Genomic DNA, 22295 nt, shown 5'->3' with positions numbered 1-22295 from the left:
GGCCAATGAGGGCGATGCCCCTGTCCATCGGCACCATTCATTTCGTGGGCATCGGCGGCATCGGCATGTCCGGCATCGCCGAGGTGCTGCACAATCTGGGCTATTCCGTCCAGGGCAGCGACCTGGCCGATAATTACAACGTCAAGCGCCTGCGCGACCTGGGCATTCCCGTGTCCATCGGCCAGCGGGCGGAGAATTTGGGCGACGCCGCCGTCGTCTGCATCTCCTCCGCCGTGAAGCGCGACAACCCCGAGGTCATGGCCGCCCGCGCGGCGCTGATCCCCGTGGTGCGGCGCGCCGAGATGCTGGCGGAGCTGATGCGCCTGAAGTGGTCGGTGGCCATCGCCGGCACCCACGGCAAGACCACCACCACCTCGCTGGTGTCGGCCCTGCTGGACGGCGCCGGCTTCGACCCCACCATCATCAACGGCGGCATCATCAACGCCCTCGGCACCAACGCCAAGCTAGGCTCCGGCGACTGGATGGTGGTCGAGGCGGATGAAAGCGACGGCACCTTCACCAAGCTGCCGTCCACCATCGCCGTGGTCACCAACATCGATCCCGAGCACCTGGACTTCTACGGCACCTTCGACAAGGCGCGCGAGGCGTTCGACCAGTTCGTGCAGAACATCCCGTTCTACGGCTTCGCGGCGCTGTGCATCGACCATCCCGAGGTGCAAGCCCTGATCAGCCGGGTGGACCGCCGCATTGTGACCTACGGCTTCAACCCCCAGGCCGACCTGCGGGCCACCAACCTGCAGACCACGGTGCAGGGTGCCTTCTACGACGTCGTCGTTTCCGACCGCGTGGCGGGGGAGGAGCGGACCATCACCGGCCTGCACCTGCCCATGTACGGCCTGCACAACGTGCAGAACTCCCTGGCCGCCATCGCCGTCGCCCTCAACATGGGCATCCGCGACGACAGCATCCGCCAGAGCCTGGCCAAGTTCAGCGGTGTGAAGCGCCGCTTCACCAAGACGGGGGAGAGCAACGGCATCGTCGTCATCGACGATTACGGCCACCACCCGGTGGAGATCGCCGCGGTGCTGAGCGCCGCCCGCACCGCCGGCACCGGCCGCACCATCGCCGTGGTCCAGCCCCACCGCTACACCCGCCTGCAGAGCCTGTTCGAGGAGTTCTGCACCTGCTTCAACGATGCCGACGCCGTCATCGTCGCCGATGTCTATGCCGCGGGTGAGACGCCCATCCCCGGCGTCGCCAAGGAGGCGCTGGTCGACGGCCTGCGCACCCACGGCCATCGCCACGCCCTGCCCCTGCCCTCGCCCGAGGCGCTGCCGTCCATGATCCGCGATATGGCACGGCCGGGCGACCTGGTGGTCTGCCTGGGTGCCGGCAACATCACCAGCTGGGCCAACGCCCTGCCGGCGGAGTTGGACCGGCTGTTCGGCACGGCCATTCCCGGTTCGCATCACGGGGGGAGCCAGGGCTGACATGATGGCGGAACGGCGCACGATGGATGAAGGAGAGATCAGCCGGGGCACCGCCCTGCTGCGCCGCCTGCCAGCCGTGCGCGGCCGCCTGACGCCCGATGCCCCCCTGGGCCCCTTGACCTGGTTCCGCGTGGGCGGCCCGGCCGACGTGCTGTTCCGCCCGGCGGACGAGGACGACCTGGCCCAGTTCCTGGCCGCCTGCCCCGCCGACGTGCCGTTCACCGTCATCGGTGTCGCCAGCAACCTGCTGGTCCGCGACGGCGGCGTGCGGGGCGTGGTCGTCCGCCTGGGCGGCAGCTTCGCCCAGGTTTCCGTCGAGGGTGACCGGGTCCGCGCCGGCGCCGGCGCCCTGGACCTGACCGTGGCGCAGACGGCCCAGGCCGCCGGCCTGTCGGGGCTGGAGTTCCTGTCCGGCATCCCCGGCACCATCGGCGGCGCCATCCGCATGAACGGTGGCGCCTATGGCGGGGAAACGGTGGACGTGATCGAAAGCGCCGTGGGCATCGACCGCCAGGGCCGCCGTCACGTCTACAGCCGCGACGACCTGCACCTGACCTACCGCCACTGCGGCGTGCCGGAGGAGGTGATCTTCACCGCCGCCACCCTGCGCGGGACGGCCGGCGACAAGGCCGCCATCCAGGCCCGCATGGACGAGATCGCGGCCGCGCGCGCAGCCAGCCAGCCCGTGCGCGCCCGTACCGGCGGCTCCACCTTCGCCAACCCGCCAGGGGAGAAGGCCTGGGCCCTGGTGGACAAGGCCGGCTGCCGTGGCCTGGTGGTGGGCGGCGCCCAGATGTCGGAAAAGCACGCCAATTTCATGCTGAACCTGGGCGACGCCACCGCGGCCGATATCGAGGCCCTGGGCGAGGAAGTGCGCCGCCGCGTCCTGGAAACCTCGGGCATCACCTTGCGCTGGGAAATCCGCCGCATCGGGGTGCCCTTGGACACGTGTGACACGCCTGCGAATCAGTCCTGAGCGGGTGCAGCAACCTCTGGAGCCCGAGTCGATTTTCGACCCATCCAGAGGACATAGGGAAAGACTACGGGTAGTTATACCCCGGTTGCAGCGGCCTGGACATTTCAACGCTATAGCTAGCGGTTTTCAAAAAGAGGCGCCAAGAAACTCACAAAATGTTGCGTTTCCCAGCGGTTCTGCAAAGGTGGGCTATCCTCTAGGGATTGTGTCGCCTGGCTGAACCGCCTCAGCCGATAGGGAGCCGTTTGATGAGTGGTCACCAGCCTAAGCATGTCACCGTCCTGATGGGCGGGTGGTCTGCCGAGCGCGAGGTGTCGCTTGTCAGCGGCGCGTCCATCGTCACCGCCTTGGAATCCAAGGGATATGTCGTGCGCGCCGTGGACGTGCAGCGCGATCTGGCCGGCCTGCTGGCAGCCCTGACGCCCAAGCCGGACGTCGTTTTCAACGCCCTGCACGGGCGTGGCGGCGAGGACGGCTTGATCCAGGGCGTCCTGGAATATCTCGGCGTGCCCTACACCCATTCCGGCGTCATGGCCTCCGCCGTCGCCATGGACAAGGCCATGACCAAGCGGGTGCTGGGCACCGTGGGCATGCCCATCGCCGAGGACGTCATCGCCACCCGCGAGGCGGTGCTGGCCGGCCACGTCATGGAACCGCCCTACGTCATCAAGCCGGTGGACGAAGGCTCCAGCGTCGGCGTGCGCATCGTCCATGCCGGCCACAACGGGCCGGCCGTCGAGGCGGAGCATTGGGTCTACGGCGACACCGTGATGGTGGAGAAGTTCATCCCCGGTCGGGAGCTGACCGTGGGCGTGGTGGGCGACCGCGCCCTGACCGTGACCGAGATCGTGGCCAGCACCGAGTTCTTCGACTACACGGCCAAGTACACCGAGGGCCACGCCGTCCATGTCTGCCCGGCCCAGATCCCGGCCGAGGTGGCGGAGGAGGCCAAGCGCCTGGCCCTGCTGGCGCACCAGACCCTGGGCTGCAGCGGCGTCAGCCGCAGCGACTTCCGCTGGGACGACGGCAAGCCCGGCGTCACCGGCCTCTGCTTCCTGGAAACCAACACCCAGCCGGGCTTCACGCCCCTGTCGCTGCTGCCGGAACAGGCGGCTTACGTTGGCCTCAGCTACGCCGACCTGTGCGGCTGGATTGTGGAGCACGCGGCATGCCACGGGTGACGCATCCCTCCAGCCCCGGGCTGTTCCCCGAGGGCGACACCCCGCGCAGCCGCATCGCGTACGAGACGCGGCGGACGACGCAGAAGGCCGCCCAGGCCGCCAACCGCCGCCGCGCCGTTCCGCGCTGGCAGCAGTTCCTGGGCCGCCGGGCCACCATCATCGTGCCGCTGGCCTTGGTCGGCGGCCTTGCGCTTTGGGGCTGGGCCAGCGGCAAGCTGACCGCTGCCGGCAACGCCGTGGACGCCGCCTTCCTGGACATCACCGCCCGGGGCGGCCTGCAGGTGCAGGAAGTGCTGGTCAAGGGCCGCAAGGAAACCGACGGCGCTCAGGTCCTGGCGGCGCTGGGGGTCCAGCGCGGCTCGCCCATCCTGGGCTTCGATCCGCACGCGGCGCGCAAGCAGCTGGAGCAGATCCCCTGGATCGCCAGCGCCCGTATCGAGCGGCGCCTGCCCGACACCCTGTTCGTCGTGCTGACGGAGCGCCAGCCCATGGCCATCTGGCAGCATGACCAGAAGCTGGCCCTGGTGGACGCCGAGGGCACGGTGCTGACCGACCACAACCTGGACCACTTCCCCAACCTGCCCATCCTGGTGGGCGAGGGTGCCCCCAAGCAGGGCCGTGCCCTGCTGGCGGCACTGGCGTCCGAGCCCGCCATCCAGTCCCGCGTCGACGCCGCCGTGCTGGTGGGCGCCCGGCGCTGGGACCTGCACCTCAAGGGTGGGATGGAAGTGCGCCTGCCGGAATTGAATTACGACGCGGCCATCCATCAGCTGGCCGCCCTTGAAGCATCGGATAAGATTTTGGAACGCGATGCGGTCGCCATCGACCTGCGCGTGCCGGACCGGCTTGTTGTCCAGGCGTCACCCGCCGCGATCGCGGCCAAAGCGGCGGCGAAGGCAGCGGACAAGAAGCGCCAGGCGGCCGCCCAGGCGGCGGCGAAGAAGAACTGAGGCGGACCAGACCATGGCATTCACCGTAACCGGCCGGTCCAAGCCTAAGCGCGTGGCGCGCGGCGGCACCATCGCGGCGCTCGACGTGGGCAGCAGCAAGGTCGTGTGCTTCATCGCCCGGGTGGAAGAGCCCGGGGCCATCCGCGTGGTCGGCATCGGCCACCAGGTGTCGCGCGGCGTGCGCGCCGGCGCCATCGTGGATATGGAGGCGGCCGAAACCGCCATCGGCACGGCCGTCCATGCCGCCGAGACCATGGCCGGCGAACAGATCCGTGAAGTGCTGGTGGGCCTGTCCGGCGGCCAGCCGGAAAGCCAGACCCTGACGGTGGAAACGGGCATCTCCGGTTCCGAGATCACCGACCACGACCTGCGCCGCGCCCTGGCCCATGCCCGTAACCTGAACGTCTCCGCCGACGCGGAGCTGATCCACTCCATCCCCGTGGGCTACACGGTGGACGGCTCCAGCGGCATCCGCGATCCCCGCGGCATGGTGGGGGAGAGGCTGGGCGTGCGCCTGCATGTGGTGACGGCGGCCGCCGGCCCGGTGCGCAACCTCAACTCCTGCGTCGGCCGCTGCCACCTGGGTGTGGAAGGCTTCGTCATGTCCCCCTTCGCCGCAGGCCTGTCCTGCCTGGTGGAGGATGAGATGGACCTGGGCGTCACCCTGATCGACATGGGCGGCGGCACCACGAGCATCTCCGTCTTCTTCGACGGCAAGATGGTGTGGACGGACAGCGTGCCCATCGGCGGCAGCCATGTCACCAGCGACATCGCCCGCGGGCTGACCACGCCGCTGGCCCATGCGGAGCGGCTGAAGACCCTGTACGGCAGCGCCCTGCCCGCCCCGTCGGATGAGCGCGAGATCATCGACGTGCCCCAGATCGGGGAAGAGGACCGGGCCCAGGCCCACCACGTCCCGAAGTCCCTGCTGGTCGGCATCATCCAGCCCCGGCTGGAGGAGGTGTTCGAGTTCGTGCGTGGCCGCCTGGACGCCTCGGGCTTCGCCAAGCTGGCCGGCCGCCGCGTGGTGCTGACCGGCGGCGCCAGCCAGTTGCCCGGCATGCGCGAGCTGGCCCAGCAGGTGCTGGACAAGCAGGTGCGGCTGGGCCGCCCCTTGCGCATCGGGGGCCTGGCGGAATCCGTGGGCGGTCCCGCCTTTTCCGCCGCCGCCGGCCTGCTGGCCTACGCCGTCCAACAACATGCCGAGGCCCCGGCCTTGGCCCCCTTGATGGAGCCCGCCGGCACCGGCTGGCTGGGCCGCATGGGCAACTGGCTGAGGGACAACCTATGACCTCAGCCATTTCCCTTCAGAAATTCAGGCCGCCCCCATCGCGCCCGTCCGCCAGGACGGGCCGATGTACCGGCCCCCGATCCGTCGGTCGAAGACCGAAACACGCCAAAGACCTAACCGCACCGTATTCCGGACGCTCCGCAAAGGGGACAACGCCATGACCATCAAAGTCACCATTCCGCCGGTGGAAGTGCTGACCCGCCCGCGCATCACCGTGTTCGGTGTCGGCGGCGCCGGCGGCAATGCCGTCAACAACATGATCCGCTCCAACCTGGAAGGGGTGGAGTTCGTGGTCGCCAACACCGACGCGCAGGCGTTGACCGGTAGCGAGGCGACCAAGCGCCTGCAGCTGGGCAGCACCATCACCCGCGGCCTGGGCGCCGGCTCGCGCCCGGACGTGGGCCGGGCCGCCGCCGAGGAGCAGCTGGAGGAGATCCTCTCCTACCTGGAAGGCACCAACATGTGCTTCATCACCGCCGGCATGGGCGGTGGCACGGGCACGGGCGCCGCCCCGGTGATCGCGCGCGCCGCGCGGGAACAGGGCATCCTGACCGTGGGCGTGGTGACCAAGCCCTTCCACTTCGAAGGCGCGCACCGCATGCGCATCGCCGAATCCGGCATCAATGAGCTGGCCGGCTACGTCGACACGCTGATCATCATTCCCAACCAGAACCTGTTCCGGGTGGCGAATGAGAAGACCACGTTCGCCGACGCCTTCAAGATGGCCGACGACGTGCTGCACTCCGGCGTGCGCGGCGTGACCGATCTGATGGTCATGCCCGGCCTGATCAACCTGGACTTCGCCGACATCCGCACCGTGATGACGGAGATGGGCAAGGCCATGATGGGCACGGGCGAGGCCACGGGCGAGCGCCGGGCCGTGGAGGCCGCTGAGGCCGCCATCAGCAACCCGCTGCTGGACGACGTGTCGATGAAGGGTGCCCGCGGCGTCCTGATCAACATCACCGGCGGCTACGACATGACCCTGTTCGAGGTGGATGAGGCGGCCAACCGCATCCGCGACGAGGTCGACCCCGACGCCAACATCATCTTCGGCTCCACCTTCGACGCCCAGTTGGATGGCAAGATGCGGGTGTCGGTGGTGGCCACGGGTATCGAGACCCTGGCCGGCCAGCAGCCGCGCCAGCAGCCGGCCGCCCCGCAATTGTCCGTCGTCAGCACCACCGCCGTGCGCCGCGCCCCCGCCCCGGCGACCACGCCGTCGGTCAGCACGCCGGTGCGCCCCGCCACGGCCAGCTATCACTCCACGCTGACGCCGGCCCCGGTGGCGCCCACGGCCACGGCCCCCGCGCCGGCCGCGACGCCCGCCGCGGCCCCGGTCGCGGCCGCCGCCCCGGCGCCGCAGGTGGCCGTGTCCGCGCCGTCGCCCTACAGCCCGGTTGAGACGACACCGGCGCCGGTCGCCGAGATGGCGCCGGAGCCGGTGGCCGAGCAGCCCGCCCCCCGTGCCGAGGTGCCGATGCGCGCGCCGGCCCCGGGTGCCCTGCGTGGCGAGCGCAGCGCCGGCGGCTTCATCCCGCCGCGTCCGGCCGATGCCGGTCCGCGCCTGGGTGCGCCCAACCCAGAGCGTTACGCGCCGCCGCAGGCGGAGCCGCGCAAGAAGGGCATCTTCCAGCGCATGTTCGGCTTTGGCGGCGACGAGCCGGCTCCGGCCCCGCAGGTCCAGCACCCGCAGCCGATGCCGCGTCAGCCGGCCCCCGCCGCGCATTACGCGCCGCAGCAGCATGCCCCGCAGGTCCAGCATCAGCAGCCGGTGCAGCAGCACGCCCCGGCCCCGCAGATGGCCCCCCGCCAACCCGCCCCCGCCGTCCACCAGGAGCCGGGCCTGGGCCGCGCGCCGGGTGAGGACAGCTCGCTGGACATCCCCGCTTTCCTGCGTCGCCAGGCGAACTGACCCTGGTGAATTGATGCCCGTCGTGTGACTGGCATCACTGCATTGCATCATGTCGAGGGCCGCCTTCCGCAGGGAAGCGGCCCTTTTCATTTGCGGCGAAAAGAAGGCGAAATTGCATTTGTGCTCAAATAGATACGCATAGCGCCGCGTAACATTCGGTAACAAAGAGTGATTTGATGCCTGGCGCCTACGTTGTTACTTAGGCAGCGTGACGTTCCGCTTTGGATGCACCGCAACACGCGGTGAAAGCCATAAGGCGGAGGGTCAAGTCCAAGGCGGCAAGGCGGCACGGTCGAAAATTAGACCGCAAGCCGGACCGGTCGCCGGACGTGGATGACAGGGCTCGCAGTCGCGATTGAGGCAGTCACGGTTGGACCGCCCGCTCCGTCCCTCCCCGTCCGAACCCAAGCCCCCAGGGATGAAACCTTGGGGCGAGCGTGATGCAGGAAAGGCCCCGGCCCATCCGTATCACGGCCGAATAAGGAAGTTGGAACCGTGTACGCCGATCGTGAACCCATCATCGCCGCCCGCCAGCAGACGCTGAAGGCCCCCATCAATTGCACCGGTGTCGGCCTGCATTCCGGCCTGCCCGTTGCCATGACGATGCGCCCGGCGCCGGTGAACACCGGCATCGTCTTCCGTCGGGTGGACCTGCTGCGCGGCGGCGCGACGGAGGCCCAGGCCACCGTCCCGGCCCGCTGGGACGCGGTAGTGGACACCCGCCTGTGCACGGTGGTGGCCAACGCCACCGGCGCGACGGTGGGCACCGTTGAGCATGTCATGTCGGCCCTGCGCGGCTGCGGCATCGACAACCTGGTCATCGACTTGGACGGGGCCGAAGTTCCCATCATGGACGGCAGCGCCGCCCCCTTCGTGTTCCTGATCGAATGCGCCGGCGTGACCCAGCAGGACGCCGCCCGCCGCGTCATCCGCGTGCTGCGCCCCGTGTCGGTGGTAGAGGGCGAGAAGGTCGCCACCCTGACCCCCGCCTCGGGCTCCAGCTTCGCGTTCGAGATCGACTTCGCCAGCGCCGCCGTGCGCCGCCAGGAAGGTTTCGTCCAGCTGGAAGCCGAAAGCTTCAAGGATGAGGTGGCCGAGGCCCGCACCTTCGGCTTCCTTCAGGAAGTGGACATGCTGCGCCGTGCCGGCCTGGCGCGGGGCGGTTCCATGGACAACGCCATCGTCATCGACGGTGACCGCATCCTGAATGAGGGTGGTCTGCGCTTCGATGACGAGTTCGTGCGCCACAAGATCCTGGACGCCGTGGGCGACCTGTACATGGCGGGTCACGCCATCGTCGGTCACTACTCCGGCATCCGGTCGGGCCACGCCCTGAACAACAAGTTGCTGCATGCCCTGTTCGCCGACGCCTCCGCTTACGAGATCGTCGAAGAGGTGGATGCCGCCTTCGTTCCGGCCTGGGAGCGTCCGCGCCTGGCCGCCACCGCCTGATCCGTCATTACGGATCAGGCGAAACCACGCCGTTCTCCGTCCGGCCAACAAGCACCAGAATCAAACAAACACCAATAACTGAGCCTCAAACGAAAGGCCTTCTTCCCCATCCCGGGAAGAAGGCCTTTTCCGTTTCCGGCCGGGACTGCCCCGCCGCCAGGTCTGGATCGGCGCGCCCCTCACAGCATGGCATTGATGCACAGGGCCATGACGGCGGCGATGGACAGCATGCCGGCGGCCTCAACGATGGCAGACAGGCGGGTGGCGAAGCCGGTGGTGACAGCGGTTTCGGTGGCGGTGGTCATGATCTTGGTCCCCTTTTTAATGATGATCGCTGGTCGGGCGATGGTCGGTTGGCAGGAAGTGGCGGGTCCGGCGGCGGTTACAGCATGGCGTTGATGCTGGCGGCGATCAGCAGGGCCACGGCCATCATGGCCACGCCCTCGACAACGGCGATGTCGGGCAACCCCTTGAAAAAGCGGAAGGAAGCAGTACGGCTGGAAGCGGCGAAGGCGGTCATTTCTGTCTCCATCGGTGCGTTGGTCGGTGATGTCCCCATAATAGCAAGGGGTGTGCCAACCAATGGAAATGGCGGAAATCCTGGGGTTTAGACCCTGCCGCTCCGCACCCCCACCACAGCAGTGCCAGATTTTTGCCTTAATGACGATTTAGTGGCGATTCCAGATATTTCCCGCTGTGCGGTGACGAACACTGTCCGTATACGGACACCCCGCGCTGTCCGCCGGCGGACGCCACCACCCACCCCCAAAAGCGAAAGGCCCTCTTCCGCATTAGGGAAGAAGGCCTTTTCGTTTGCGCCGGACCCCGGCCGGCGCGCCCCATCACCGCAGGGCGCGCGGATTATTCAGCGGTGTCACAGCATGGCGTTGATGCACAGCGCGATGATGGCGGCGACACCCAGCATGCCGGCGACCTCAACCAGACCAGTCATGCGGCTCATCAGGTTGGGGGTGGCGGTGCGGCTGGCGGTATGGCTGGTCGTGATGGTGGTCATAATGGCTATCCCCTTCTCTTCTGGCGGGCCGCGGGTCGGGCGGCGGTTGAACGGTGGTCGGTCAGGCTTACAGCATGGCGTTGATGCACAGCGCGATGACGGCGGCGACGCCCAGCATGCCGGCGGTTTCAACCAGGCCGGTCAGGCGACTCATCAGGCCAGGGACGACAGTACGGCGGGCGGCGGCGCGACGGGTGGCGGTCAGGATGGTCATGATGGCGTTTCCCTTCGGTCAAGCTGTCTGGATCAAAGCATCGCGTTGACGCTGACGCTGATCACCAGCGCCACGGCCAGCATGGCGACGGACTCGATGAGGTCGGTGCTGGGCAAGTACTTGAAAAAGCGGAAGGAAGCGGTGCGGGGCGCGGCGGTGAAGGACGACATCTTTTTCTCCATCGGAGGCGGTTGGTGAGGATGACCCCATATCAGCAAGGGGTGTGCCAACCGCCGAAACCCGCGGATTTCCGTCGGTCACGGCTTAAGGTTTATGGGTCGTTGACGAGTGGTCGCCACTAAATGGCCGCATTCGCCACATTTGGCGAATACGGCTACCATTCCAGCGTCCGGAATCGCCCACTGTCCGCAAACGGACAGTTTCATCGTCCACCGCTGGACATCGGCACCGCTCAGGCGCCGAACCACACCTTGGTATCGAGATAGCGGGAGGCCAGGAATTGATAGAGGCGGCCGATCTCCAGCATCGCCTCGTCCTTGGCCGGGTCCACGGACTTCCAGCGCTGGGGAATGTCCTCCCAGGCCAGGGTTTCGGCGTGCAGGTTGTCCCGGTGACGGCGCAGCATGGCCACCGTGCCCTCGAACTGCTTCAGCGCGGCCACAGCCTCGCCGGTGCCGGCCTCCACCTCATCGAACCAGCCGCGGTATTTATCCACCGGCACCTTCAGCAGGGACTGGATGCGCCGCAGCTGATGGTCCAGCTCCCGGTCACCGCGCGCCAGCTTCTGCATCTCGCGCAGCTTGCGGCCGATGTCGAACACGGGCTTGAAGTACTCCCGCAGCGCTTCCAGGAAGGCCAGCTCATTGGCCAGCACCTCCACCCTGTCCACCACCTCCTGCTTGCGCTCCACCGCCAGTCCGACCAGAGCGGCGATCTCCGCCGCCTGCTCCCGCATGCGGCGCTTGGCTTCCTCGCTCTCATCCAGGGTGGCGGTGTCGCGCGCGCCGGCGATGGCCTTCAACAGGGAGCCGCCGATCTTGAGGAAAGCCATGTCGCGGTGGCGGGGTTCAATGGACCAACTGGCGCTGCCGTCCAGGATTTCCGACGGGATGCGGTCGCCATTATGGATGATGCGCACGAACTTCAGGCTCTGCGCGATCATGCCCAGCAACTGGCCGTCGCCGCTGTCGGGCGCGATGGCGAACATCTGCGACACTTGGCGCAAGGGTATGGCGCCCCGGGCGTCGCCCAAGTCGACCTGCAGCACCGGCTCACCGTGGCTGAGCGTGAAAAAGGAATTGGGCAGGCACAACGCCGGGTGCGCGAAGCGGAATTCCGTGACGTTGGGCTTGGCCGACTTGTCGAACATGGCGATGGAAAGCTGTCCTGGGAGGCGTTTTACGATAGCGTCCAAATAGTAAAGTGGAGATTGACGTATCGCACATCCAGCGCCATCGAACGCGCCTGTCGAGGCGAAAATGCCCCGCGAGAGCCAACCCTATACGCCCGTGTAGGGTGGGGGAACGGCATCCCGCCCTGTCGAGCGGACGGGTTTTTTGAAAAAATTCGCTGTTCGCCCGACAATGTGCCGCTTGGCGATGGGCGGGATGACCGTGCTATAACACGCCGTCGCGCATCCCGCCGCCTATTCCGCTCCGAGAAGATGCCCTTGTCCTTCCCTCGCATTGCCTTGTCGCCCCGTCGCCTCCGCCGCCTGATCCCGCTCGCCGCCCCCGTGGCGCTGCTCGCGGTCGCGGCCTGCTCCAGCGATGAGAAGGAGGCGCCCTACATCGAGCGCCCGGTGGAGCAAATCTATTCCGAAGCCGGCAACGCCATCGACCGGGGCGAATACCAGAAGGCGGCCCTGCTGTTCGGCGCCGTGGAGCAGCAGCACCCCTACTCCACCTGGGCCATGCGCGCCGAGCTGATGGCGGCCTACGCCTATTACCAGGCCAACAAGTATGAAGAGGCCATCGGCTCGCTGGACCGCTTCATCAGCCTGCACCCCGGCAACCCCAACGTCGCCTACGCCTATTACCTGAAGGGCCTCTGCTATTATGAGCAGATCTCCGACGTGCGGCGCGACCAGACCCCGACCGTGCAGTCGCTGAAGGCCCTGGAAGAGGTGATCCGCCGCTTCCCCAACAGCCCCTACGCCCGCGACGCCAAGCTGAAGATCGACCTGACCCGCGACCATCTGGCGGGTAAGGAAATGGACATCGGCCGCTATTACCAGAGCGTGGGCCTGAACCTGGCCGCCATGAAGCGCTTCCGCCAGGTGGTGGACCAGTACCAGAGCACCAGCCATGTGCCGGAGGCCCTGCACCGCCTGGTGGAGGTCTACCTGTCCCTGGGCATGCTGGATGAGGCGCGCAAGGCCGCCGCCGTGCTGGGTTACAACTACCCGGGCAGCGACTGGTACCAGAACACCTACGACCTGATGAAGGATCTGCCCAAGCCGCGGATCATCCCGGTCAACCTGACCGCCAAGGCCCCTGCCGATGCCGCCGCCCCGGCGGCCGGCGCGACGCCGGCGGACCAAGCGGCCCCGGCGGCCGACAAGCCCGCCGACCAGAAGCCGGCGGACGAGAAAGCCGACAAGCCCCGCCAGGAAGGCAAGAGCCGTGGCTTCTTGGGTTGGCTTTTCGGCGATTAAGCCCTAGAAAAATCATATCCCGACAGCGGGGCTCCGGATCGGTCGCGGACCGGTCCGGGGCCCTTGTCGTCTGGGGAGTATCGTCCCAAGGCTCGCAAAACCGGGTGAGTGCCATGCTGGCGTCCCTCTCGATCCGTGACGTGGTCCTGATCGAACGGCTGAACCTGTCGTTCGGCCAAGGCTTGTGCGTGCTGACCGGCGAGACCGGCGCCGGCAAGTCCATCCTGCTGGACGCGCTGGGCCTGGCGCTGGGCGGCCGGGGCGACAGCGGCCTGGTGCGCCACGGCGCCGACCAGGCGACGGTGGTGGCGGAGTTCGATCTTGGCGCCTTCGCCAAGGGCGGCGACAGCCACCCCGCGCTGACCCTGCTGCGTGAACAGGATCTGGACGCCGACACCACGCTGGTCTTGCGCCGCACCGTCACCGCCGATGGCCGCTCCCGCGCCTTCATCAATGACCAGCCGGTTGGCGTGGCGCTGTTGCGCCGGATCGGCGAGACGCTGGTGGAGGTGCACGGCCAATTCGACACCCATGGCCTGCTGAACCCGCTGACCCACCGCGACCTGTTGGACGATTACGCCGGGCTGGCGCCGAAGCGCGCCGCCCTGACCGCGCTCTACCGCGCCTGGCAGGCGGCGGAAACGGCGCGGGCCGACGCCGACCGCGAGGCCGCCCGGGCGCGCGAGGAGGAGGACTACGTCCGCCACGCGCTGGCCGAGCTGGACGCGCTGGACCCCAAGGACAATGAGGAAGAGGCGCTGGCGGAAAAGCGCGCCGTCATGATGCACCGGGAAAAGCTGGTGGAGGCGTTGACGGGGGCGGCCGGCGAAATCTCCGGCGAGCGTGGGGCGGAACGCGCCCTCGCCAACGCCCTGCGCCACCTGACCCGCGTGGCCGACAAGGCCGCCGGCCAGCTGGACCCGCTGATCGCCGTACTGGACCAGGCCGCCGCCGAGATCGGGGAGGCCGCGCGCACGCTCCAGGTCATGGCTGGCGACATGGACCATGATGGCGCCAGCCTGGAAAAGCTGGAGGAACGGCTGTTCGCCCTGCGCGCCTGCGCCCGCAAGCACGGCATCGCCGTGGCCGGCCTGGCGACCTTGCGCGCCGACTTCGCCCGTCGGCTGTCGCTGATCGAGGATCAGGGCGACCTGCTGACCCGCCTGGCCAAGGACGCCGCCGAGGCCAAGCAGGCCTATGCCACCGCCGCCGCCGCCCTGACGGAGGAGCGGCGCAAGGCCGCGGGCAAACTGGACAAGGCCGTGATGGCCGAACTGGCGCCGCTGAAGCTGGACAGGGCCCGCTTCGTCACCGCCGTGGAGGCGGTGGCGGAGGCCGACTGGGGACCTGGCGGCGGCGACCGCGTGGCCTTCACCGTCGCCACCAACCCGGGCGCCCCGCCGGGGCCCCTGGCCAAGATCGCGTCGGGCGGCGAACTCGCCCGCTTCATGCTGGCGCTGAAGGTCATCCTGGCCCAGGTCGGCACCGTGCCCACCCTGGTGTTCGACGAGGTCGACACCGGCATCGGTGGCGCCGTGGCCAACGCCGTGGGCGAACGCCTGGCCCGCCTGGGAGCCGGTGTCCAGGTGCTGGTGGTGACGCACAGCCCGCAGGTCGCGGCGCGCGGCCAGCAGCATCTGAACGTGCGCAAGCGCGTGGCCGCCGGCAAGACCACCACCGACGTGGTCATGCTATCGCCCGAGGAGCGGCGGGAGGAGATCGCCCGCATGCTGTCGGGCGCCGAGATCACCGCCGCCGCCCGCGCCGCCGCGTCCGAACTGATGGCCGCCGGCTGAGCCCGGCGCCCCTCTCTCCGCCCTTGCCCCCTCGCCTCTGCCTGAGTACATGCCATGGCCGCCACGCAAGCCATCGACACCCTGACGCCTGAGGATGCCCAGGCGGAACACGCCCGCCTGGTGGCGGAAATCACGCACCACCGCGCCCTCTATTACCAGAAGGACGCGCCGGAGATTTCCGACGCCGCGTATGACGCGCTGGAAAAGCGCCTGGCGGCCCTGGAGAAGCATTTCCCGACGTTGGCCGGCGCCCACAGCCCCACGGCCACGGTGGGGGCCGCCCCAGCCGCCGGCTTCGGCAAGGTGAAGCACAGGGTGCCCATGCTGTCGCTGGGTAACGCCTTCGAGGATGAGGACGTCACCGACTTCGTCGCCAGCATCCGCCGCTTCCTGGTGCTGGATGACGAGGCCCCGCTGGACTTCGTCGCGGAACCCAAGATCGATGGCCTGTCCCTGTCCATCCGCTATGAGGACGGCCGGCTGGTGCAGGCCGCCACGCGCGGCGACGGGGCGGAGGGCGAGGACGTCACCGCCAACGTGCGCACCATCGGCGACATCCCCAACACGCTGACGGGCCCAGTTTCCGGAAAAGGGGCCCCGGCCGTCCTGGAGGTGCGGGGCGAGGTCTATATGCGGCGCGAGGACTTCCTGGCGCTCAACAAGGCCCAGGCGGAGAAGGGCGAGAAAGTCTTCGCCAATCCACGCAACGCCGCCGCCGGGTCCTTGCGCCAGTTGGACGCCAGCATAACCGCCGGCCGGCCCCTGCGTTTCTTCGCCTATACCTGGGGGGAGCTGTCGGAACCGCTGGGCGCCACCCAGTCGGAAAGCCGCCAGCGCTTGGCCGAGCTGGGCTTCACCCTCAGTGAGCCCTCGCGCCTGTGTCGCACGGCGGACGAGCTGCTGGACTATTACCGTGCCATTGGCGCCCAGCGGGCCACCCTGCCCTTCGACATCGACGGCGTGGTCTACAAGGTGAACCGGCTGGATCTGCAGGAACGCCTGGGTTTCCGCACCCGCACGCCGCGCTGGGCGACGGCGCACAAATATCCAGCGGAACAGGCGCAGACCATCCTCAAGGCCATCAGCATCCAGGTGGGGCGCACCGGCGCCCTGACCCCGGTGGCGGAGCTGGAGCCCATCACCGTCGGCGGGGTCGTCGTCTCCCGCGCCACCCTGCACAACGAGGATGAGATCCGCCGCAAGGACGTGCGAGTGGGCGATACGGTCATCGTCCAGCGCGCCGGCGACGTCATCCCGCAGATCGTGAGTTCGGTGGCGTCCCTGCGCCCGGCCGACGCCAAGCCCTATGAATTTCCCACCCATTGCCCCGCCTGCGGCAGCCTGGCCGTGCGTTCCACCGCCGAGAAGGCGGACATGGCGGCGGAAACGGCCGCCGTGGAAGGCGGAACGGACGCGGCCGAAGCCCCGCCGGGCGAGTCCATTGAAACGGCGGCCGAGCCCGACGGCGTGGTGCGCCGCTGCACCGGTGGCCTGATCTGCCCGGCGCAGGCGGTGGAGCGCCTCATCCACTTCACCAGCCGCCTGGCCTTCGACATCGAGGGCTTGGGCATCGAGCGCATGCGGCTGTTCTTCAGCCAGGGGCGCATCCGCGAACCCGCCGACATCTTCACCCTGGAAAAGCGGGAAGACGAGCGGCTGGACCGCATCGTCACCATGACCGGCTTCGGCAAGAAGTCGGTGGAAAAGCTGTTCGCCGCCATCGAGGCCCGCCGCACCATCGGCCTGGACCGTCTGATCTACGCCCTGGGCATCCGCCAGGTGGGCGAGGCCACGGCCAAGCTGCTGGCCCGCCACTACCTGACGGTGGACCACTGGCAGGAATCCATGATCAAGGCGGCGGAGGAACGGGCGGCCCAGCCCACCGAGCGCAAGCCGGAACTGGTGGGCGAGGCCTATGCCGAGCTGTGCGCCATCGAGCAGATCGGCGTGGGCGTGGCCGACGACATGATGGCCTTCTTCCGCGAAGAGCATAACCGCGCCCTGCTGGACCGCCTGCTGGCCCAGATCACCGTGGAGACCTACCAGCGGCCCAGCACCACCGGGTCCCCCGTGGTGGGCAAGACCGTGGTGTTCACCGGCACGCTGGAAACCATGGGCCGCAGCGAGGCCAAGGCCAAGGCGGAAAGCCTGGGCGCCAAGGTCGCGGGTTCCGTCAGCGCCAAGACCGACTATGTCGTCGTCGGTGCCGACGCGGGCTCAAAAGCCACCAAGGCACGCGACCTGGGCCTGACCATCCTGACGGAACAGGAGTGGGTGGACCTCATCAGCGGCAAAAGCGCCACGTCGGAATAGTCGCGAGATTCGCCATGCTATTGGCCTGAACGGCGATTAAATCGCCGTTTATTTGCCGATCCTGGACTCTCCTCCTAGGCTTTCCGTAGGCTGCGGCATTGGCATACCCCTTGCGTAAAGGGGGTCGATTGCCCGGACGACATCCGGGCCCCGGACCCATCCGTGAGGGAGAATCCCGTTCCATGTTTCGTATGCCCCACCACTTGGCCGCCGCCTTCGTCGTCCTGTCCACGCTGCCCTTGGCCATCCCGGCCCAAGCCGCCAACGTCGGCCCGCAGACCCTGCATGGCCGCACGCTGGAGCTGGAGGGCCTGGTGGCCCATGTCGAGATCACGGTGTCATCCTCCGCCAAGGAGATCTCCGTCACCGCCACCGGCGATGATGACCAGGTGAGCCGACTGTCCTTCCATAGCGAGGGCGACAAGGCCAAGGTGGAGCAGGAGCACCGCCACCGCGAACACTACAGCGACCGCGACTTCATGAAGGTCAGCGTCACCCTGCCCGCCGGCACCGCCCTGTCGGTCGATGATTTCGTCGGGGACCTGACCGCCGGTGACTTGAACGCCGATTTGGCGGTGGCGGATCTGCACTCCGGCTCCATCACCGTGGGACGGGTGCAGGCGGCCGCTTTGGACGTGACAGGCAGTGGCGACATCACCGTGGGCGACGTCGCCAAGGCCGTCTCGGTGGAGATCAAAGGCTCCGGCAAAGTGCGCACCGGCAAGACGAGCGGCGCGGTGTCGCTGGAGATCAGCGGTTCGGGCAATGTCGACATGGCCTCGGTCAACGGCGCGGTGTCGGCTGAAATCCACGGCAGCGGCAACGTCACCATTCATGCCGGCAAGGCCGACCCCCTGTCGGTGGACATCGCCGGTTCGGGCGACTTCACCCTGGACGGGGTCGCCACCAACCAGTCCATCAGTCAGCACGGGTCCGGTCAGGTGCATATCCGCAACGGTCGCTGAGCCAGGCTCCACCCCGGTGCCATCGGAAAAAGCCCGCCGGGAAACCGGTGGGCTTTCGTCTTTGAGGCCAAGGGCCTAAGGTCGGCGCACACGCCATCATCCGGGAATGCGTCGATGAAATACCTGCACACCATGGTCCGCGTCACCGACCTGGACGCCTCGCTGGACTTCTACGTCAACAAGCTGGGGCTGGAACTGGTGCGCCGCCGCGATTACGAGAAGGGCCGCTTCACCCTGGTCTACCTGGCCGCCCCCGGCTCCCCGGAGTCGGAGGTCGAGCTGACTTGGAACTGGGATCCGGAGGTCTATACCGGCGGCCGCAACTTCGGCCATCTGGCGTTCGCCGTGGATGACATCTATGCCACGTGCCAGCGTCTGATGGACGCGGGCGTCACCATCAACCGCCCGCCGCGCGATGGCCACATGGCCTTCGTCCGCTCCCCCGACCAGATCTCGATCGAGCTGCTGCAGGCCGGCGACGCCCTGCCCCCGCAGGAGCCCTGGGTCTCCATGCCCAACACCGGGTCCTGGTAAGGGAAAGGCGCCCCCCGCAGCGCAGGGTTGCGGGGGGGCGCCCGTTCATTCTATCCATACCCCATGCTGTTGATCGTGCTGACCGTCATGGGGGTGGGGCTGGTCCTGGCGCTGGTCGCCTGGCTAGCGACGCGTGGCCCGTCGGAGGGGGAGATTTTCCGCCGCTTCGACGCGCTGGACGGTTTCACCATCACCGAACGCCACGCGCATGAGGGCACCGGCATCGCCGCCGATGAGGCGCGCGGGCTAGTCGCGGTGATCGGCAAGGGCCTGGGCGGACGACCACCCGTGCTGCTGGCGGCCAAGGATCTGACGGCTTGGCGCTACCAGGCCAAGGACCAGCATTTCGAGATGACCCTCCGGGCGCGCCGCTTCCCCCAACCCCTTGTCGTCAGCTTCCGCAAACGGGCTACCGCGGACGAATGGCTCAAGATTTTCCGCAACATCGTGGAGGGTCGCTGACACCTATCCCAGCGGGTCAATCATACGGAAGTGCGAGACTCCGGCCCCCCATAAGTCTTAAGGTCGACCCAGGGGCGGTGTCGCCGCCCCCGCCGCCCGTGAACGCCCCGTGACCAGAAGGTTGGCATGACGCCCCCACCGTCCTCCGAGGCACCGTCGTCGTCCCGCATCCTGGCGCGGTTCGGTACCGCGCACGCCGTCACCAACGGCGCCCCCCGCGATGGAGCGCGCCCCCAGGACACGGCTTCCCAACACACGGACCCCCAACACACCGGTACAGGCACGGAGACGGACGGCAAGGGCGGCGACGGCGGGAAGGGGCGGCTGCCGCTGCGCAAGCGCCTCTCGTACAAGCAGGCGCGCAACACGGCGCTGCTGACCCTGGCGCTGGGCGTCATCCTCAACACCGCCCAGATCACCTATGACCTGTTCAATGTCGAGCAGCAGACCGATCAGCTGGTGCAACAGGTGCTGAGCACGGCGCGCCAGCCGGCGGCGGAGGCGGCCTACGCCTTCGACCAGGCGCTGGCGGAACGGGTGCTGACCGGCTTGTTCGAATACCGGCCGCTGTATCACGCCGTGATCTATGAGGACTTCGGCAACCAGTTGGCCGCCAAGGACCGGCCGGAAGCGGAAGGTGGGCTGAAATGGCTGGCGGAGATCCTGCTGCCGCAAGAGAAGACCTTCTCGATCCAGCTGGTGATCGAGCGCCATAACCAGAACGTGGGCGTGCTGAAGGTCAGCGTCGACCGCTACCTGATCGCGCTGGATTTCTTCCGTCGTTCCGCCATCGTGCTGGGCGTCGGCCTGGTGTGGACGGTGGCCCTGGCCCTGATCCTGGTCGTGGTCTTCTACATCTCGCTGTCCAAGCCCTTCCTGCGGCTGACCCACGGCATCGCCGCGGTGGATGCCCGCCGTCCGGCCGATGTGCTGCTGACCGTGCCCCCGCAGCATGCCGATGACGAGCTGGGCCTGCTGGCCCGCACCACCAACGACCTGCTGCTGGAATTCGACCGGGCGCTGGTGGAGTGCGAACGGGTGGAGGCCCGCCTGCGCGAGCGGGAGACGCACCTGTCCGGCATCATGGACAACGTGGCCGTTGGCATCATCACCCTGGATGAGGATTTGCGGGTCGCCACCATGAACCGCGCGGCCCACCTGCTGTTCGGCTATGAGCCGGGCCAGGCGGCGGGCCAGCCCTTCGTTGGCTTCATCGCCGATGAGGATTGGCCGCGCGTTTCGACGGAACTGATGGCCTGCCTGCGCCGCCAGGGGGGCAGCCATGGCGGCGAGCAGCGGGCGGAGGTGCAGGGCCGCCGGCAGGACGGCACCACCTTCGCCATGGCCTTCGGCGTCAGCCAGATGCGGTTGGGCGATCGTCGCACCGCCATCTGCGTCGTCCAGGACATCACCCAGCGCAAACGGTCGGAACGGGCCTTGCGGGAAAGCGAAGAGCGGCTGAAGCAGGCCGTCAGCGCCACCCGCTCCGGCGTGTTCGACGCCGACTTCGCCACCGGCCTGACGTGGTGGAGCCCGGAGTTCCTGGAGATGCTGGGCTATCCTGGCGGCGCCAGCCCCTGGCACGACAAGCCGCTGGAAGCGCTGCTGCACCCCGACGACGCGCCGGCGACCATGAGCACCATCGAGCGCTATCTGTCTGGGGAAAGCGGCGACTATCTCAGCGTCTTCCGCCTGCGCAAGAGCGATGGCAGCTGGCTGTGGATCGAGGCGCGCGGCCTGGCCATCCGGGACGAGCGGGGCCGCCCCATGCGCTTCACCGGCACCATGACGGACGTGACCGACCGCAAGCGCTTCGAGGAGCAGCTGCTGTACGTCAGTACCCACGACCCCCTGACCGGTCTGGCCAACCGCACCCTGCTGCAGGACCGGTTGCAGCACGCCATCGCCCACGGCGCCCGCAAGGGCACCTCCGTCGCCGTGCTGGTCATGGATCTGGACCGGTTCAAGCTGGTCAATGACAGCCTGGGCAGCCAGGTGGGCGACAAGCTGCTGCGCGCCCTGGGCCAGCGCCTGGTGTCCTGCGTACGCGCCGCCGACACGGTGGGCCGCATGGGGGCCGACGAGTTCATGGTGATCGCGGAGGATTTGCCGGAGCCGCAGGTGGCCGCCCGCATCGCCGAGGCCATCCTGGTGGGCCTGACCCGGCCCTTCGCCATCGACGGCCAGCAGCTGTTCATCACCACGTCCATCGGCATCAGCCTGTTCCCGGGCGACGCCACGGACACAGACGCCCTGCTGCGCGACGCCGCCACCGCCATGGACAACGCCAAGGCGGCGGGCGGCAACAGCTATCAGTTCTTCACCCCGCGCATGAACGAGGAGGCGGTGGCCCGCCTGTCCATGGAGCACGCGCTGCGGGAAGCCCTGGACCTCAACCAGTTCAGCCTGCACTACCAGCCCAAGATCGACCTGGAAACGCTGAATCCGGTGGGCACCGAGGCCCTGATCCGCTGGAACCACCCGGAGATGGGCTCGGTTTCCCCCGCCCGCTTCATCCCCATGGCGGAGGAGAACGGCCTGATCGTACCCATCGGCGAATGGGTGATGCGCACCGCCCTGGCCCAGATCCGCACCTGGCAGGAGCAGGGACTGCAACCCCTGCCCGTGGCGGTCAACGTCTCCGTCCGCCAATTGTCGTCCGGCCAGTTCGCGGAACGGGTGCGCCAGCTGCTGCAGGAGTATGGCGTGGGGCCGGAGTTCCTGGAGCTGGAGATCACCGAAACGGCGATGATGTCCAACCTGGCCTACATCGCCGACACCCTGGCTGAATTGCGGTCGCAGGGCATCTCCATCGCCATTGACGATTTCGGCACGGGCTATTCCTCGCTGTCCTATCTGCGCCGGCTGCCCATCACCACGCTGAAGATCGACCGGTCCTTCGTGTCGGAGGCCACGTCGAACACCGACACCGCCGCCATCGCCGCCACCATCATCGCCATGGGACGGCAGTTGGGCCTGACGGTTGTGGCGGAGGGAATCGAGACGGAAGAGCAGCTGGACTTCCTGCGCCGGCACCAATGCGACCAGCTTCAGGGCTTCTTCTTCTCAAAACCGCGGCCCGCGGACGACTTCTGCAAAACTTTTTTGAAGCCGACAAAGATGCAGGCGGTGGCCTCCTGAACCCGGCTTGACGCCTACTGGC

At 68.0% G+C, this 22295-nt stretch carries 20 protein-coding genes; 14 read left to right on the top strand and 6 right to left on the bottom strand.

What is annotated here, in order from left to right; translation table 11 throughout:
* The first annotated feature begins 5 nt into the window (after positions 1 to 5).
* From murC to lpxC, 7 genes are all read left to right on the top strand, one after another.
* Entirely contained in the window at positions 6 to 1451 is a 1446-nt protein-coding gene (gene murC, locus UCD39_RS23265; RefSeq protein WP_330498078.1) for a UDP-N-acetylmuramate--L-alanine ligase, read from the top strand.
* A 1-nt stretch (position 1452) separates the two neighbouring features.
* Positions 1453 to 2427 (top strand): UDP-N-acetylmuramate dehydrogenase, encoded by a 975-nt coding sequence (gene murB, locus UCD39_RS23260; protein ID WP_442943696.1) that lies wholly within the window; start codon positions 1453 to 1455, stop codon positions 2425 to 2427.
* Positions 2428 to 2675: 248 nt separating this feature from the next.
* Entirely contained in the window at positions 2676 to 3608 is a 933-nt protein-coding gene (locus UCD39_RS23255) for a D-alanine--D-alanine ligase (protein ID WP_330498077.1), read from the top strand.
* A complete protein-coding gene (locus UCD39_RS23250; protein ID WP_330498076.1) occupies positions 3596 to 4558 on the top strand; it encodes a cell division protein FtsQ/DivIB in 963 nt (320 codons plus the stop codon). Before UCD39_RS23255 ends, UCD39_RS23250 begins: the two co-directional genes overlap by 13 nt.
* 13 nt (positions 4559 to 4571) lie before the next feature.
* Positions 4572 to 5849, top strand: a complete 1278-nt coding sequence (gene ftsA, locus UCD39_RS23245; RefSeq protein ID WP_145729628.1) for a cell division protein FtsA — start codon at positions 4572 to 4574, stop codon at positions 5847 to 5849.
* A gap of 157 nt (positions 5850 to 6006) precedes the next feature.
* The gene (gene ftsZ / locus UCD39_RS23240) at positions 6007 to 7764 is read left to right on the top strand and encodes a cell division protein FtsZ (RefSeq protein ID WP_330498075.1); all 1758 of its coding nucleotides are present in this window, start codon (positions 6007 to 6009) and stop codon (positions 7762 to 7764) included.
* 495 nt (positions 7765 to 8259) lie between these two features.
* Positions 8260 to 9216, top strand: a complete 957-nt coding sequence (lpxC, locus tag UCD39_RS23235; protein ID WP_330498074.1) for a UDP-3-O-acyl-N-acetylglucosamine deacetylase — start codon at positions 8260 to 8262, stop codon at positions 9214 to 9216.
* A 179-nt stretch (positions 9217 to 9395) separates the two neighbouring features.
* Here the strand turns inward: lpxC and UCD39_RS23230 are convergent, their stop codons facing one another.
* From UCD39_RS23230 to UCD39_RS23205, 6 genes are all read right to left on the bottom strand, one after another.
* Complete coding sequence (locus UCD39_RS23230; RefSeq protein ID WP_330498073.1) at positions 9396 to 9521, bottom strand: hypothetical protein; 126 nt, start codon at positions 9519 to 9521, stop codon at positions 9396 to 9398.
* Between the two features lie 77 nt (positions 9522 to 9598).
* A complete protein-coding gene (locus UCD39_RS23225) occupies positions 9599 to 9736 on the bottom strand; it encodes a hypothetical protein (RefSeq protein WP_330498072.1) in 138 nt (45 codons plus the stop codon).
* Between the two features lie 354 nt (positions 9737 to 10090).
* Entirely contained in the window at positions 10091 to 10231 is a 141-nt protein-coding gene (locus UCD39_RS23220) for a hypothetical protein (RefSeq protein ID WP_186455585.1), read from the bottom strand.
* 67 nt (positions 10232 to 10298) lie between these two features.
* Positions 10299 to 10445 carry a hypothetical protein gene (locus UCD39_RS23215; protein WP_330498071.1) on the bottom strand — a complete coding sequence of 49 codons (147 nt, stop codon included), beginning with the start codon at positions 10443 to 10445 and terminating at the stop codon, positions 10299 to 10301.
* 32 nt (positions 10446 to 10477) lie between these two features.
* Positions 10478 to 10615, bottom strand: a complete 138-nt coding sequence (locus tag UCD39_RS23210) for a hypothetical protein (protein ID WP_186455587.1) — start codon at positions 10613 to 10615, stop codon at positions 10478 to 10480.
* A gap of 242 nt (positions 10616 to 10857) precedes the next feature.
* A complete protein-coding gene (locus tag UCD39_RS23205; RefSeq protein WP_330498070.1) occupies positions 10858 to 11775 on the bottom strand; it encodes a hypothetical protein in 918 nt (305 codons plus the stop codon).
* Between the two features lie 300 nt (positions 11776 to 12075).
* Between UCD39_RS23205 and UCD39_RS23200 the strand changes: the two genes are divergently transcribed.
* The 7 genes from UCD39_RS23200 to UCD39_RS23170 all read left to right on the top strand — a co-directional run bounded on the left by UCD39_RS23200 (position 12076) and on the right by UCD39_RS23170 (position 22273).
* Positions 12076 to 13062, top strand: coding sequence for an outer membrane protein assembly factor BamD (locus UCD39_RS23200; protein WP_330498069.1), 987 nt, complete (start codon positions 12076 to 12078; stop codon positions 13060 to 13062).
* Between the two features lie 113 nt (positions 13063 to 13175).
* Positions 13176 to 14858: a DNA repair protein RecN gene (gene recN / locus UCD39_RS23195; RefSeq protein ID WP_330498068.1), complete on the top strand. Its 1683-nt coding sequence runs from the start codon at positions 13176 to 13178 to the stop codon at positions 14856 to 14858.
* Positions 14859 to 14912: 54 nt separating this feature from the next.
* The gene (gene ligA, locus UCD39_RS23190) at positions 14913 to 17171 is read left to right on the top strand and encodes an NAD-dependent DNA ligase LigA (protein WP_330498067.1); all 2259 of its coding nucleotides are present in this window, start codon (positions 14913 to 14915) and stop codon (positions 17169 to 17171) included.
* A gap of 182 nt (positions 17172 to 17353) precedes the next feature.
* Positions 17354 to 18136, top strand: coding sequence for a GIN domain-containing protein (locus tag UCD39_RS23185; protein ID WP_330498066.1), 783 nt, complete (start codon positions 17354 to 17356; stop codon positions 18134 to 18136).
* Positions 18137 to 18250: 114 nt separating this feature from the next.
* Positions 18251 to 18670, top strand: coding sequence for a VOC family protein (locus tag UCD39_RS23180; RefSeq protein WP_330498065.1), 420 nt, complete (start codon positions 18251 to 18253; stop codon positions 18668 to 18670).
* 63 nt (positions 18671 to 18733) lie between these two features.
* On the top strand, positions 18734 to 19132 hold the full coding sequence (locus tag UCD39_RS23175; protein WP_145729636.1) for a hypothetical protein: 399 nt from the start codon (positions 18734 to 18736) through the stop codon (positions 19130 to 19132).
* 126 nt (positions 19133 to 19258) lie between these two features.
* Entirely contained in the window at positions 19259 to 22273 is a 3015-nt protein-coding gene (locus tag UCD39_RS23170; RefSeq protein WP_330498064.1) for an EAL domain-containing protein, read from the top strand.
* Positions 22274 to 22295: the final 22 nt, after the last annotated feature.

The organism is Nitrospirillum karajorum, from assembly GCF_036348415.1.
Taxonomy (GTDB): Bacteria; Pseudomonadota; Alphaproteobacteria; order Azospirillales; family Azospirillaceae; genus Nitrospirillum; species Nitrospirillum amazonense_B.
Note: the sequence above shows the minus strand (reverse complement) of the source record. Positions and strands in the feature narration are given on the sequence as shown.